The organism is Nocardioides sp. NPDC127514 (assembly GCF_040302125.1).
In the GTDB taxonomy this organism is placed as follows: Bacteria; Actinomycetota; Actinomycetes; order Propionibacteriales; family Nocardioidaceae; genus Nocardioides.
In genome coordinates, this window is the sequence record NZ_JBEORF010000018.1 from 51,223 (window position 1) to 65,508 (window position 14,286).

Annotated in this window: 14 protein-coding genes; 7 read left to right on the forward strand and 7 right to left on the reverse strand. The window is 69.9% G+C overall.

Features of this window, described 5'->3' with window-relative positions:
• Positions 1-51: 51 nt before the first annotated feature.
• On the reverse strand, positions 52-999 hold the full coding sequence (locus ABTX24_RS15680) for a ketopantoate reductase family protein (RefSeq protein WP_350840772.1): 948 nt from the start codon (positions 997-999) through the stop codon (positions 52-54).
• 44 nt (positions 1,000-1,043) lie between these two features.
• Between ABTX24_RS15680 and truA the strand changes: the two genes are divergently transcribed.
• The 4 genes from truA to ABTX24_RS15700 all read left to right on the forward strand — a co-directional run bounded on the left by truA (position 1,044) and on the right by ABTX24_RS15700 (position 4,088).
• The gene (gene truA / locus ABTX24_RS15685; RefSeq protein ID WP_160027052.1) at positions 1,044-1,907 is read left to right on the forward strand and encodes a tRNA pseudouridine(38-40) synthase TruA; all 864 of its coding nucleotides are present in this window, start codon (positions 1,044-1,046) and stop codon (positions 1,905-1,907) included.
• On the forward strand, positions 1,894-2,511 hold the full coding sequence (locus ABTX24_RS15690) for a class I SAM-dependent methyltransferase (protein ID WP_350840774.1): 618 nt from the start codon (positions 1,894-1,896) through the stop codon (positions 2,509-2,511). The genes truA and ABTX24_RS15690 overlap by 14 nt, the downstream gene beginning before the upstream one ends.
• A gap of 610 nt (positions 2,512-3,121) precedes the next feature.
• Positions 3,122-3,502, forward strand: coding sequence for a hypothetical protein (locus ABTX24_RS15695; protein ID WP_350840776.1), 381 nt, complete (start codon positions 3,122-3,124; stop codon positions 3,500-3,502).
• A 232-nt stretch (positions 3,503-3,734) separates the two neighbouring features.
• A complete protein-coding gene (locus ABTX24_RS15700; protein WP_350840778.1) occupies positions 3,735-4,088 on the forward strand; it encodes a hypothetical protein in 354 nt (117 codons plus the stop codon).
• 25 nt (positions 4,089-4,113) lie between these two features.
• Here the strand turns inward: ABTX24_RS15700 and ABTX24_RS15705 are convergent, their stop codons facing one another.
• Positions 4,114-5,415, reverse strand: coding sequence for a cytochrome P450 (locus ABTX24_RS15705; RefSeq protein WP_350840780.1), 1,302 nt, complete (start codon positions 5,413-5,415; stop codon positions 4,114-4,116).
• A gap of 96 nt (positions 5,416-5,511) precedes the next feature.
• Entirely contained in the window at positions 5,512-6,438 is a 927-nt protein-coding gene (gene lipP1, locus ABTX24_RS15710; protein ID WP_350840782.1) for a LipP1 family hormone-sensitive lipase, read from the reverse strand.
• Between the two features lie 119 nt (positions 6,439-6,557).
• Here lipP1 and ABTX24_RS15715 point away from each other — a divergent pair, with 119 nt between their 5' ends.
• Positions 6,558-8,255, forward strand: coding sequence for an ABC-F family ATP-binding cassette domain-containing protein (locus tag ABTX24_RS15715; RefSeq protein WP_350840784.1), 1,698 nt, complete (start codon positions 6,558-6,560; stop codon positions 8,253-8,255).
• Positions 8,252-9,274 (forward strand): GNAT family N-acetyltransferase, encoded by a 1,023-nt coding sequence (locus ABTX24_RS15720; RefSeq protein ID WP_350840786.1) that lies wholly within the window; start codon positions 8,252-8,254, stop codon positions 9,272-9,274. The genes ABTX24_RS15715 and ABTX24_RS15720 overlap by 4 nt, the downstream gene beginning before the upstream one ends.
• Before the next feature lie 111 nt (positions 9,275-9,385).
• On the opposite strand, the gene ABTX24_RS15725 is transcribed toward ABTX24_RS15720, so the two are convergent.
• The 3 genes from ABTX24_RS15725 to ABTX24_RS15735 all read right to left on the reverse strand — a co-directional run bounded on the left by ABTX24_RS15725 (position 9,386) and on the right by ABTX24_RS15735 (position 12,325).
• Positions 9,386-10,735, reverse strand: a complete 1,350-nt coding sequence (locus ABTX24_RS15725) for a S1C family serine protease (RefSeq protein ID WP_350840788.1) — start codon at positions 10,733-10,735, stop codon at positions 9,386-9,388.
• 68 nt (positions 10,736-10,803) lie between these two features.
• A complete protein-coding gene (locus ABTX24_RS15730; protein WP_350840790.1) occupies positions 10,804-11,709 on the reverse strand; it encodes a TIGR03621 family F420-dependent LLM class oxidoreductase in 906 nt (301 codons plus the stop codon).
• A 76-nt stretch (positions 11,710-11,785) separates the two neighbouring features.
• Complete coding sequence (locus ABTX24_RS15735) at positions 11,786-12,325, reverse strand: MarR family winged helix-turn-helix transcriptional regulator (protein WP_160027069.1); 540 nt, start codon at positions 12,323-12,325, stop codon at positions 11,786-11,788.
• A 70-nt stretch (positions 12,326-12,395) separates the two neighbouring features.
• Here ABTX24_RS15735 and ABTX24_RS15740 point away from each other — a divergent pair, with 70 nt between their 5' ends.
• Complete coding sequence (locus tag ABTX24_RS15740; RefSeq protein ID WP_350840792.1) at positions 12,396-13,646, forward strand: MFS transporter; 1,251 nt, start codon at positions 12,396-12,398, stop codon at positions 13,644-13,646.
• On the opposite strand, the gene ABTX24_RS15745 is transcribed toward ABTX24_RS15740, so the two are convergent.
• Positions 13,643-14,251, reverse strand: a complete 609-nt coding sequence (locus tag ABTX24_RS15745) for an HAD-IA family hydrolase (protein WP_350840794.1) — start codon at positions 14,249-14,251, stop codon at positions 13,643-13,645. The genes ABTX24_RS15740 and ABTX24_RS15745 overlap by 4 nt on opposite strands.
• Positions 14,252-14,286: the final 35 nt, after the last annotated feature.

Genomic DNA, 14,286 nt, shown 5'->3' on the forward strand with positions numbered 1-14,286 from the left:
CCCGCTGTGTGCCTGCCACCCCTTTCGGAGACGGGTTTCAGCGGTCGGCTGTCAGAGGCCGGCGAGGAAGGTGGCGCCGTCGAGGCTGCCGGGCTCGGCGCCGGTGCGGGCGATGTCGTGGACCGCGCGCTGGATGGCCTCGTTGACCGGGGTCGGGACGCCGTGGAGGCGACCGAGCAGCACGATCTCGCCGGAGAGGTAGTCGATCTCGACGCCGGTCCCGCGGGTGAGGCTCTGCCAGGTCGAGCTGTTGTTGGCACGGCCGCGGCCGGTGATGTGGTCGGCTCGCCGCGTACGGTCCTGGTCGGCGGTCACGACGTCGATGCCGGCGGCAGCGAGTGCGGCTTCCGCCTCGGCCAGGCAGCGGGCGTAGATCTCCTCGTCGCTGGGGCCGGGGGCGATCGCGGCGTTGATGCCGTTGCCGAGGTTGTTGAGGAGCTTGCGGTTCTTCCAGGCCATGATGTCGGCGCGCGGCTCGCTCAGGAACCCAGCCTTGACCAGGTCGTTCGCGATCTCGGTGGCGGTCTCGTCGATGCCGGTGGGATAGCGGCCGATGTCGAGGATGCCGGGCTTGTTGCCGGAGTCCTGAACGACCGCGCCGGGGGTCAGGAAGGTGGCGGGGAGGATGACATGGATGGCGTACGTCCGGGCGAAGCGGCGCAGGATCCGCGGCTCGTTCGCGACGCCGTTCTGCATCGCTACGACCGGCGTGCCGGGCGGCGCGTACGCCGCCAGGTCCTCGAGCGCGGCCTCGGTCTGCTGGCCCTTGACGCTGAGGAGGACGACGGTGTCCTCGGTCCAGGCGACCTGGCTCGCGTCCTCGACGGCGGGTACGTCGAGGGTGAGCACGCCGTCGGGAGTGTCGAGCGTGAGACCCTGCTCGCGGATCACCCGGAGGTGCTCGCCGCGGGCCACGAGAGTGACGTCGACACCTGCCCGGTGCAGCAGCCCTCCGGTCACCCCACCGACAGCCCCGGCACCGAAGATCACATAGCGCATGCGCCGAGTCTGGCAAACGACGTGGTCGCTGCGAGAATGGGCCCGTGCGCATCAGGATCGACCTCGCCTACGACGGCACCATGTTCCACGGCTGGGCGACCCAGCCGGGGCTGCGTACGGTCCAGGGAGAGCTCCAGAACGCGCTGGCGACCGCGCTGCGGGTGCCGGCGACGGGGGAGCGGTCCCAGGTGTGGGTGACGGTCGCCGGGCGTACGGACTCGGGTGTGCACGCCCGCGGACAGGTCGCCCACTTCGACATCGACGCCGACGTGCTCGAGTCCTCGCGGGGACGGTCGGAGCAGTCGCCGCTGGACTCGCTGGTGCGCCGGCTGAACGGGATCCTCCCGGCCGACCTGCGCGTACGTGCCGCGGTCGAGGCGCCGGTGGGCTTCAACGCCCGGTTCTCGGCGCTGTGGCGACGCTACGTCTACCGGATCGTGGACGACCCGGCGTATGTCGACCCGCTGCTGCGCGGGCACGTGCTCTACCGGACCCGGCCGCTCGACCTGTCGCTGATGAACGTCGCCTCCGCCGACCTCATCGGGCTCAACGACTTCGCCAGCTTCTGCAAGCCGCGCGAGGGCGCGACCACGATCCGCGATCTGCGCCAGCTCAGCTGGGAGCGGCGCCCCGACGGGATCATCGAGGCGACGGTGCTCGCCGATGCCTTCTGTCACTCCATGGTGCGCTCGCTGGTTGGGTGCCTGATGGTGATCGGGGAGGGGCGCAAGGACGTCAGCTGGGCCAAGGAGTCGCTGGCCTCGCGTTCGCGGTCCTCGTCGATCCCGATCGCGCCGGCCAACGGCCTGACCCTCGAAGAGGTCGCCTACCCGCCCGACGAGCTGCTGGCGGCCCAGCACGAGCGCACGATGAACCGCAGAGAGGCGAGCGAGCTTGACCGGGACTGACGACGAGCACTACTTCTCCGCCGACCCGTCGGTGCCCTTCGAGCGAATTCCCGTCTCGACGACCGTGTGGGACATGGACCTGTCGTTGGTCTCCGGGTCGGGCGTCTTCGCCAAGGGACGCCTCGACATCGGCACCTCGGTGCTGTTCAAGGAGACCGAGCCGCCGTCGCTGAAGCCCGGCGCGCGGGTCCTCGACCTCGGCTGCGGCTACGGCATGATCGGGCTCGCCCTGGGACTCGCGGTGCCCGAGGCGTACGTCACCGGCGTCGACGTCAACGAGCGCGCGGTCCTGCTGGCCAACGAGAATGCGGCGAAGCTGGGTCTGGGCGACCGGTATCGCGCCGCGGTGCCCGCCGAGATCGATCCCGAGGTGACGTACGACGAGATCTGGAGCAACCCGCCGATCCGGATCGGCAAGCCGGCCCTCCACGAGCTGCTCCTCACCTGGCTCCCGCGTCTCGCCCCAGACGGCCGAGCGGTCATGGTCGTCGGCAAGAACCTCGGCGGCGACTCGCTGCAGCGCTGGATCACCGAGCAGGGCTACCCCACCACCCGCATCGGCAGCGCCAAGGGGTTCCGCGTGCTCGAGACCCGCCGCGCCTGAAGCTTCGCCACGGCGCGGGAGCCGACAGTTCGGTGACATCACCTGCGGAACGTGGACTCATGCGTCAGGCTCCGTGCGTGAGCGTGGACGAGGCGATAGCAGGATCCGGTACCGAGCGGGCGGGCCTACGTCGAGGGCTAGGTGCTCACCGGTGCCGTTGCGCTCTGGGCGGTGGTCACCTTGCTCGCCGGTTTGATCGCGCGGGGGTGGCGTGATCTGGGACGTGTTTCTCTTCCCAGACGACAGGGCTGGTTTCCGGCTATCCGGGGACATGGCTCGCGACGACGGATCCAACGCAGCCGAGACCTTCATGGAGATGGAGCCAGGCACACCCGGCGAGCTTGTCAGGGCCAACTGCTGGGCCTGCCCGGACTAATCGGCACAGGATCGCCTGCTCGGCGACTATGACAGAGGGTCCGAGTTCGTGAATCGTTCACAAACTCGGACCCTCCGCCATAGTGAGGCGCAATCGTCGTAGGCGGGCGGACCGGCAGGGCCGAGGGCTTCCGCGTCTTGGAGACCCGCCGCTCCTGAACGGTCCAGATGCCGGTTTCCGCCGTCTCGCGCGCCTCGCGGCCGGTCGCGCCTGGTGCGCTGCGAGACTCCGCCCATGACCAACCGTGCGATGACGACTCCCGCACTGACGAACCGTCAGCGCCTGGCCCGCTCCTACAAGGCCTGGGGCGTCGCCGCGCTGGTGAGCCTGCTGACGGTGCTGCCTGTGTACCTTGCCGTGACGAGCTCCGGCATCGAGATGTCGCGGCTGGTGAGCGTGCCGGTGATGGTCGTCGTGGGGCTGATCGGGCCAGTGGTCGGAGCGTTCTTGAGCATGCGCGCCGGGCTGGGGCGGTTCTGCACCGGGGCCGCGTTCGTGATCATCGCGACCCCGATGACGAGCCTGCCGCTGCTGGCGATCCCGGCGTACGTCCTGGCACCCTGGATCGCCGTGGCGATCAGTGAGGAACCGGCGCCTCAGCGCTGGAACGGCTGAGAGATCGGGCGGGACCGGATCCTCTGCCAGCTCGCCGGCAACCGAAACCGCCCATCGCCGAGTGCCCTCAGCGACGGTCGGACGGGGCGTTGCCTGGGGTGAACGAATTTTCGTTCGCCCGCAGGGTTTCTGTGCCGGGCGAGGCACACAGGTCAGATGAAGCGACTTCGAGTCGCCGCACTTGAGTATCCGTGCGGATGTGCGTTCCGCACTGTTCGGCCAGGCTCGATTGGTGAGCAAACCCGACCCCACCTGGTATGGCACCGTCCTCCGTTCGTACGCCGTCTGGATCGGCGCCGTGCTCTTGGCGACGGCTGCCGGGTGGTTGCCGTTGTGGATCTGGACGCTTGACGTCCAGGGCTGGGACGGAATTGAGTCCCTGTGGTGGGCCATCTTCGCGTTCGTGACAGTTGGGGTTGGCAGCGGCCTCGTGCTGACAAGGCTGGCAGGGCTGCCCGGTGTAAGCGGTCTGGCCACGCTGTGCGTGATCGTGCTCGCCTACCTGGCATTCGGCGCCTACCCGCCGCTCGCCTGGACCCTCCTCGCCGCTGCCCCGGCGGTCGGCGCCGGTATTGCCATGACGTGATGGCACACGACCCCGCCAGGTACTCCTATGCCGGGACCGGGTCCTTGGCCAGTCGGACCGGGAGGCGGTCGAGGCTGTAGACGACCGAGAGGTCGCGCCAGCCGAGGTCGCCGGGGTCGTCGGTGGCCATGGCCAGGTCGGGGAAGCGGCGGGCGAGGCCGGTGAGGGCGGCGCGGAGCTCCATGCGGGCCAGCTCGGCGCCGACGCAGCGGTGCATGCCGTGGCCGAAGGCGAAGTGCATGGTGTCGGCGTTGCGGAGGTCGAACTGCTCCGGCTTCGGCATCACCGCGGGGTCGCGGTTGGCGCCGGTGAGGCTGACCAGGACGACGGCGCCCTTCTTGATCGGTACGCCGAAGAGGTCGTGGTCCTCACGGGCGAACCTCGGGAACGCGAGCTGCACCGGGCACAGGTAGCGGAGCAGCTCCTCGACGACCTTGTCGACCTCGGCCCGGTCGCCGGAGCGCAGGATCTCGTACGCCTCCCGGTTCTGCATCAGGACGTAGGCGCCCATGGAGAGCATCGAGGCGGAGGTCTCGTAGCCGCCGAGGAAGACGCCGTCGGCGAGGCCGCCGAGCTCGACGTCGTCGTACTCCGCGCCCTTGTTGCGGATGATCTCGCCGATCATGCCGTCGCCGGGGTTGGCGCGCTGCTGGCGGACCTGCTCGATGAGGAACGTCCTGGTCTCGGTGGCGGCACCGAAGGCTCCGGCGCCACCCTCGGAGAGGTCGAAACGGGCCATGCCGAGCTTGTGGAACTCGTCGCGTACGTCCTCGGGCATGCCCAGCAGCTCGCAGATCACCCGGAACGGGATCTCGAAGCCGAAGTGGTGGACCAGGTCGACCTCGGGGCCGTGGGCCTCCATGCCGTCGAGGGCGTCGGTGACGATCCGGTCGATCATCTCGTTGAGGCGGCCGAGGCGGCGCATGGTGAACTCCGGGGTCAGCAGCCCGCGGAGCTTGGTGTGGTCGGGCGGGTCGGTCATGCCCAGTCCACCGATGCCCTCGGCGTCGGTGCGCTTGCGGGTGCCGAGCAGGTGGCGCATGTCGTTGGAGTAGGCGTTCTTGTCGGCCAGGACGTGCTTGGACTCGGCGTGCCCGGTGACCAGCACGATGTCGAGGCCGAGCACCGAGCCGAGCTTGGTGACCGGCGCCTGCTCGCGGCTCTCGGCGAGCAGCGGCACCGGGTCGACGCCGTCACGGCGCAGCGGGAAGGTCAGGTGCTCGGGGATCTTGCGCAGCGTGGTGATGTCGGGAATCGGCGACTCCTTGCCCCGCATCGCGAACTGCAGGGCAAGCTTGCGGACACGCTCCGTCAGAGGTCGCGTCATCGATTTCACCTGGGCGGCAATCTGCATGCGGCCAGTCTGGACCATCGTCAATCGACGGTCATCAGGAATACCCCTGGTTTGACCGTGTGTCTTGGCTCACCCGTGGAGCACGGTCCTGAACAGCGCACACGTCTCCTCGATCGCGAGCTGCGCGGCCTGCGAAAGATGGCCCATGGCGAAGAAGCCGTGGATGAGACCGTCGCAGTGGCGGTACGTCGTCGGGACCCCCGAGCTCTCCAGCGCCTTGGCGTACGCGATGCCCTCGTCGCGCAGCGGGTCGAACTCCGCGGTCACCACGACCGCCGGGGCGAGGCCCTCCAGGTTGCCCTTGATCGGGCTCAGCCGGGGGTCGGCGCGATCGGCGTCGCCCACGTAGTTGTCCGAGAACCACTTCATCGTCGGCAGCTCGAGGAAGTAGCCGTGGCCGTTCTCCGCGTACGACGGGTAGCCGCTGGTCATGTCGATCCCCGGGTAGATCAGCAGCTGGCCCGCGAGCTCGCGTCCTTCGTCGCGGAAGGCCTGGGCGACCACGGCCGACAGGTTGCCGCCGGCGCTGTCGCCGGCGACCGCGACCCGGCCGTCACCACCGAGCGTCGCGGCGTTGTCGCTGACCCAGCGAGCGGCGGCGACCGCGTCGTCGTACGCGGCGGGGAACGGGTGCTCCGGGGCGAGCCGGTAGTCCACGGCGACGACCACGGCGTCGCAGATGGTGGCGAGGTTGCGGGCCTGGTCCTCGTGGGTGTCGAGATCGCCGACGACCCAGCCGCCGCCGTGGAACATCACGATCGTGGGCAGCGGGCCCTGCGTGGTGGGCCGGTAGATGCGTACGTCCAGGTCGCCCGCCGGCCCTGGGATCACCCCGCTCTCCACCGATCCGACCGGTGGAAGCGGGATGCCCTCGCTCAACGCACGGTAGAGCGCTCGTGCCGTCGGCGGATCGAAGGACTCCAGGGGCTGGCCCTTCGCGAAGAGGGTGAGCAGGTCAGCGATCTGGCTGTCGAGCGGAGGCATGGCGTCAGTCATATCGCTATTCGCCAAAATGTGTCGAGCGTCACGTTCTACTGATGGGACCGCCCGACCCAAGAACGTCTGCGAGGCCGATACGGAATAACCATTCGACACGGGTGCCAGACTGGACGGCTGTGGGACATGTGGACGTTGCTGGAGTGAGTTTCCAGCTGCCTGACGGACGAGTGCTGCTCGACGACGTCTCCTTCCGGGTGGGCGAGGGTGCGAAGGTCGCGCTGGTCGGCGCCAACGGCGCGGGAAAGACGACGCTGCTGCGGATCGTCACCGGTGAGCTGACCCCGACGACGGGATCCGTCGTGCGCTCGGGTGGCCTCGGGGTGATGCGGCAGATGGTCGGCAAGGGCTCCTCGACCGTCGGTGAGCTGCTGCTCTCGGTGGCGCCCGCGCGGGTGCGCGAGGCGGCGGCCGCGGTGGAGGCGTGCGAGCTGGAGCTGATGTCGTCGGAGGACGAGCGGCTGCAGATGCGCTACGCGACCGCGCTGGCCGAGTACGCCGACGCCGGCGGCTACGACATCGAGGTCGTCTGGGACGTGTGCACCATGGCCGGGCTCGGGGTGCCGTACGACCGCGCCCGCTACCGATCCCTGGACACCTTGTCCGGCGGTGAGCAGAAGCGGCTGGTGCTCGAGTATCTGCTGCGTGGTCCCGACGAGGTGCTGCTGCTCGACGAGCCGGACAACTTCCTCGACGTGCCCGGCAAGATCTGGCTGGAGCAGCGCATCCGCGAGTCCCCGAAGACGATCCTCTACGTCAGTCACGACCGTGAGCTGCTGGACAACACCGCGACCAGGGTGGTCACGGTCGAGCTCGGCGCGTCCGGCGCCGGCAACAGCACGTGGACGCATCCTGGTGGGTTCGCCTCCTACCACGAGGCCCGCAAGGACCGGTTCCTGCGGTTCGAGGAGCAGCGCCGTCGCTGGGACGAGGAGCACGCCAAGATCAAGGCGCTGGTCCTGCGGCTGAAGGTCAAGTCGGAGTACAACGACGGGATGTCCAGCCAGTACAAGGCGGCCCAGACCCGGCTCCGGAAGTTCGAGGAGGCCGGGCCGCCCGTCGAGCAGCCACGGGAGCAGGCGGTGCAGATGCGGCTGCGCGGCGGGCGCACCGGTAAGCGGGCGGTGGTCTGCGAGGCGCTCGAGCTCACCGGGCTGATGAGCCCGTTCGACCTGGAGGTCTGGTACGGCGAGCGGGTTGCCGTGCTCGGCTCCAACGGCTCGGGTAAGTCCCACTTTCTGCGGCTGCTCGCCCGCGGCGGCACCGACCCGGACGTGGAGCACCGCCCGGTCGAGGACACCCCCATCGAGCCGGTTCGCCACCGTGGGAAGGCCAAGCTCGGCGCCCGCGTGCGGCCGGGCTGGTTCGTGCAGACGCATGCCCATCCGGAGCTGGTGGGACGTACGCTGCTCGACATCCTGCACCGCGGCGAGGCCACGCCGGACGGGCGAGGGCGCGCGGGTATGGGCCGCGAGGCCGCCTCGCGGGTGCTCGACCGCTACGAGCTCGCGCACGCCGCGGAGCAGACCTTCGACTCGCTCTCGGGCGGGCAGCAGGCGCGCTTCCAGATCCTTCTGCTCGAGCTCAGCGGCGCCACCCTGCTGCTGCTCGACGAGCCGACCGACAACCTCGACGTCCAGTCCGCCGAGGCGCTCGAAGCCGGGCTGGAGTCCTTCGAGGGCACCGTTGTCGCGGTCACGCACGACCGCTGGTTCGCCCGTGGCTTCGACCGCTTCCTGGTCTACGGCGCCAACGGTGATGTCTATGAGTCCCCGGAGCCGGTCTGGGACGAGACGAGAGTGGAGAGGTCCCGATGAGTGAGCTGGTGATCGAGCGCGTCGACCCGTTCGACGACGACGCCTTCGACGCGTGGTACGACGTGATGACCGCGTCGTGGCTCGACGTACGCGGCCCCGACGCCGATCTGTGGGCGCGTGAGGAGCAGCGCGTCGAGCTGCAGCAGCAGACCGAGAAGACCGACCGTCGTGCCTACCTCGGGCGTGTCGGTGGTGAGGCGGTCGCTGCCGCCTGGATGGCCATGCCGCTGCTCGACAACCTCCACCGGGCCACCTTGGTGGTGGCGGTGCTGCCGGACCACCGCAGGCAGGGACACGGCACCGCTCTGCTTGACCACGTCGAGGCAGAGGCCCGCGCCCAGGGGCGTACGTCGTTCACGGGCGAGGTCTGGTGGCCCTGGCCGCTCGGCTCCGGTGGTGAGGGATCGCCGGGGCGGGACTTCGGGATCGCGCGGGGCTATGCGCCCGCCCTGGTCGAGGTACGCCGCCTGCTGCGGCTCCCGGTGCCGGACCACGTCCTCGACCGGCTGGCGGCGGAGGCCGCCGAGAAGCACGGCGACTACACGCTGCGCTCCTGGGTCGGCCCGGTGCCCGACGACATCGTGGAGAGCTGGGCGGTGCTCGACGCCAGCCTGGAGACCGAGGCGCCGACCGGCGACCTGGACATCGAGGCGCTCGAGCCCGACGTGGCGAAGGTGCGCGAGTCCGAGGAGCTGGTCGCGGCCCAGAAGCGGACCCTCTACCACTCGGTGGCGCTGGACGCCGACGGCCGGGTGGTGGCGTACACGGTGATCGGCTACTCGAGCCTGGACGGCAACAGCTATCAATGGGGCACCCTGGTCGAAGGGGCTCACCGGGGCCACCGGCTCGGCCTGGCGGTCAAGGTCGCCAACCTGAGGTTGCTCCAGTCCGAGCGGCCCGAGGTGCCGACCCTGGCGACGTACAACGCCGAGGTCAACACCCACATGATCCAGGTCAACGAGGCCATGGGCTTCGAACCGGTCGAGTGGCTGTGCAGCATCCAGAAGCAGGTCTCCTGAGTCGCAACGAGGACGAGCGCCTCATACCCGATCGGTGTCGGGTATGAGGCGCTCGGTTGTTGGCACCCCGCGGCGCTGGGCCCCGCAGGGGCCCAGCGCCGTGCGGGGAGATCAGGTGGCGTCGGAGTCCAGGGTGATCTTGGCGCTCTGCTCCTTGCCGTCGCGAGACCAGGTCACCTCGACCTCGTCGCCGGGGCGATAGGAGCGGACCGTGGCGACCAGCGAGTCGGAGCCGTTGATCTGGTGGTCGTCGACCTTGGTGATCGTGTCACCCTTCTTCAGCCCGGCCTTCTCGGCGGCACTGTCCGCGGTGACCTCCTGCACGACGGCACCGGTGACGGTGTTCTCGCCGGACTGGGCGGCGGAGCTGTCGCCCACCGAGATCCCCATCCGGGCGTGGGTGGCCTCGTCTCCAGCCTTGAGCTGGTCGATGATCGGGAGCACCTCGTCGATCGGGATCGCGAAACCGAGGCCGATGGAGCCGGCCTCCTCGCTGGAGGAGGAGTTGGACCTGATCGAGGCGTTGATGCCGACGACGTTGCCGTTCATGTCGACCAGCGCCCCACCGGAGTTGCCGGGGTTGATGGCCGCGTCGGTCTGGATCGCCGGGTAGACGGTCGCGTTGCCGGAGGAGTCCGAACCGACGTTGACCGGGCGGTCCAGGGCGCTGACGATGCCGGTGGTGACGGTCGAGTCCAGGCCGTACGGGGACCCGATCGCGACAACGTCCTGCCCGACCACGAGGTTGCTGGACTTGCCGATCGTCGCCGGGGTGAGGCCGGAGACGTTCTCGGCCTGGATCACCGCGGTGTCGGTGAGCGGGTCGGTGCCGACCACCTTGGCCGCGGCCGAGGTGCCGTCGCTGAAGTCGACGGTGATCGAGGAGCCCTGCTGATGCTCCTGCCCCTGGTCCTGGTCGGGCGAGCCGGGGAAGCCGGGGTTGGTCTCCTGGGTGCTCTCGGAGGAGAGGTCGACGACGTGGTTGTTGGTGAGGATCAGCCCGTCGGAGGAGAGGATGATCCCCGAACCCGACCCGCTGCCGCCCTGGGCGGCGACCTCGATCTTGACCACCGAGGGCAGCACCTTGGCCGCGACCTTCTCGGCGGTGCCCTCAGGTGCGTCGCTGTCGACGACCTGGGAGCCGGTCGCCGAGCTGCCGCCGTTCCGAGCGCCGTCCTCCTGGGTCGAGTAGAACAGTGCCGCGCCACCGAAGCCGGCACCGCCGCCGAGCACGAGGGCGCCGACGAGTGCCGTGGCGGCGAGCGTGGCCCGGCGCGCCTTCGGCTTGGGGGTCGTGGCGAGGGCCGCCGGGGCCGTCGACAGGACTGCGGTCGGAGCCACCCCAGGAGGCGGGGTGGTCGGAGCGGCGGGGGGCGGAGGCGTCGCGGTTGCGTCGGCACCCGGGGGTGCCCACTGCGGCGGGGTCCCACCGGGCTGCTGCTGAGGAGTGGGTTCGGTCATGTCATTCAGTGTGCTCAGCGTCGCTGTGAACCTGCTGAGACTGGGCTATGCGGTCTCGAAGAGATGCCTCAGGATCCGGCGAGAAGACCGACGACCGGGGCGAAAGCCTCCATCAGCTCGTCGCCGACCAGGACGTAGGAGATGCCCAGCCGTTCCCGGCGCTCGCGGAGCTGGTCGGCCATCTCCTCAGCAGAGCCGCTGACGACGCCGACCGCGCCCTGCGCGGCGAGCGCGGCGGGGTCGAGCCGTCCTGCCAGATAGCGCGGAACGGCGTCGCCCACGGCCATCAGGTTCATGTTGAGCTCGGCGGTGCCGCCGTCGGGGCGGTCGGCGGAGCGTACGTGATCGACGGCCGCGCGCACGGCTGACTCCCCGGCGTCGAAGGGGACCCCGAGAGCGGCGATGTCGGCATGTTCGCCTGCGATCCGCAGCATCCGCGGACCGCCGCCGGCGATGAGGATCGGCACCTGCTGGGGTGCGGTCCCGTAGGGGAGCACCGAGGCCTCGACAGCCCGGTGGTGGGGTCCGTCGACGGTGACGGTCTCACCGGCCAGGAGCCTCTTGATGATGCCGATCGACTCCACGAGGCGGTCGACGCGTACGCCTGGCCGGTCGAAGCCCAGCCCCAGCATCGCGTTCTCCCGAGCCGAGTCGGGGCGCCCGGCGCCGAGGCCCAGCTCGAAGCGGCCGCCCGAGAGCACGGCGAGCGTGGCCGACTCCTTGGCGACCTGGACGGGGTGGCGGAAGTCGTTGGCCAGGACGTACGTCCCCACGTGGAGCCTCGTGGTCACCGCCGCGGCCGCCGCCAGAGCGGGGAAGACGGCGTGGCCGAAGGACACGTTGTCCGGCATGACGAGCGTGTCGTAGCCCGCGCTCTCGACGCGGCGGGCGAGGTCGCTCCAGGCGGCACCCGTGGGCGCCTGAGCTGCGACGACGCCGAAGCGGAAGGGTCTGGTCTCAGGTGTGGTGGTCATGCCTCCAGGCTGGTCCTGGTGGGGCGTGAGCGGATCCGCTCACCGGCGACCGCGGCGTACGCAGATCCGCGCAGCCCTACTCGGCCTCGATCCGCAGGGTCACCTGCTTGAGCAGGGCCGCCAGCTCCGTACGCCGCTCCGGGCTCAGCGTCTCCAGCAGTCTGGTCTCGGCCTCGCCCCGCAGGTCCATCGCCCGTCGCCAGATCTCGATGCCGGCCTTGGTCGCCTCGACGCTGATCTTGCGACGGTCCTCCACCGAGGCCGTACGCCGCACCCACCCGGCCTTCTCCATGCTGTCGAGCCGGCCCGTCATCCCGGCCGGGCTGATCCCCAGATCCTTCGCGAGCGTCGTCGGGGAGGCGTGTCCGGGGGTGTCACGGATCATCAGCTCGTGCAGTGTCATGTACTCGAAGTCGGCGAGCCCGACCGCGCTCGCCGCGTCGGCACGAGCGTCGTTGAAGAACTTCGAGATGCGGCCGATGCGTACGGTGATCGCCTCGATCTCGTCGTCGAAGTCGATGTCGATCCAGTGGTCACGCCAGCGGGCGACGTGACGGTCGGCAGCGTCTTCGTTGAGGTCGCCGTCGAACGTGTCGGAGGGTCTCGGGTCGGACATGGCACGACCTTACCCTTCGCTCGCTGATAATTCGTTGACGAATAATTCGTCGGCGAAGTATTTTGGGATCATGACCGCCACGACCGAACCGCCGAGCCCTCCACCGACCCAGCGTCGGTCGCCGCTGACGCACCGCAACTTCCGCCGGCTCGTGACCGGGACGGCATCCTCGTCGCTGGGCAACGCGATCACGCCGATCGCGCTGGCGTTCGCGGTGCTCGACCTCGGCGGGACCGTCACTCAGCTCGGCATCGTGGAGGCCGTCTTCGCGACCTGCCAGGTGGTGACCACGCTGGCCGGGGGAGTGCTCGGCGACCGGGTCTCGCGCAAGCTCATGATGGAGGGCACGGCGGCGATCAGCGCCGTGGTGACCGGTGCGCTGGCTGCGACGGTGATCCTCGGGATCGCGACGATCCCCTCGATCGCGGTCATGGGCGGGCTCGCGGGCATCGTCGCCGCGCTCAACCAGCCCTCCGCGATGGCGATGACCAAGGTCGTCGTGCCCGCGGAGGATCTCGGCGCCGCCGTCTCGCTCCGGTCGCTGCTGCAGACCACCGCCTCGACCATCGGCTACGCCCTCGGCGGGGTGCTCGTCGCGGCCGTCGGTCCCGGCTGGGCGATCACGGTCGACGCGCTCACCTTCGCCGTCGCGGCCGTTGCGTACGCCGGCATGCGGGTGCCCCATGAGCGCCCGCCCCACAAGGCGTCGATGCTCGGCGACCTGGCCGAGGGCTTCCGCGAGGTGATGCGGCACTCGTGGCTGTGGTTCCTCATCCTGCAGGCGCTGCTCTACCACCTGTTCTGGTCGGGGGCGCACAGCGTGCTCGGCCCGATCGTGGTCGGCGAGGGCATCGGCCGGGCGTCGTGGGGCTTTGCGCTCGCCGCCCTGATGGCGGGCTTCTTCGTCGGCGGCCTGTTCTGCCTGAGGTTCCGCCCGCGCCGGCTGCTCTCGGTGGGCGTGTTCTTCCTCGCGATGACCGGTCTCTTCCCGATCTCGATGGCGGTCTCCGACACGCTCTGGCCGATCCTCCTGGGCGCGTTCCTGCACGGGTTCGGCCTGCAGGTCTTCGACATCTTCTGGCAGATCGCGATCCAGCAGGAGATCCCCGAGGAGAAGCTCTCCCGGGTCTACTCCTTCGACATCGTCGGCTCGTTCGTCGCCCGCCCCGTGGGGCTCGCGCTCGTCGGCCCGGTCGCTGTCGCGGTGGGCTTCGACACCTGGCTGCTCGTGGTCGCCGCGGTGATCTCCGGCAGCGCCCTGCTGTCGTTCTCCTTCGCGGGCGTACGCCGTCTGGAGCGCGCGCCCGACCAGGCCCCCTAGAGCGGGAGGCCGAGCGCGACCAGGTCCTTGCGGAGCTTCTCGGCCCCGGTGAACTGGATCGCGTGCATGCCCAATGCTGCAGCGGCGGCCACGTTGGCGACGCTGTCGTCGATGAACACCAGCCGGTCCAAGGGCTTCCCGGCGCGCTCGGCGACGAGCCGGTAGATCGCCGGGTCGGGCTTGGCCAGGCGCACCTCGCCGGAGACGACGACGTCGCCGAGCAGCTCGATCACGTCGTACGTCGCCGGCGCATGCGGATAGAGCTCGGCCGACCAGTTGGTCAGTCCGAGCTGGGGGATCCCGGCCGCGGCGAGCTCGCGGACCATCTCATGGGTGCCGGGGACCGGGCCGAGCAGGGAGAGCGGGAAGTTGTCGACGTACGCCGCTCCGGCCGCGAGCCACTCGGGCGCCGCCTCCTCGAGCACTGTGAGCGCCTGGGCCCAGGTGCGGCCGGCGTCCTGGACGTGGTTCCACGACCCGAAGTCGAAGGACTCCATGAACCTGCGGGCATCGGCGTCCCCGACTCCGGCCGCGATCGCCGGGAGCGGGTCCCAGCGGATCAGGACGTTCCCGAAATCCCAGACGACCCCGTCAACGTTAGTCATGTCTCTCCTCGCGCTGCTCGTCTCGAGTCGGCGCA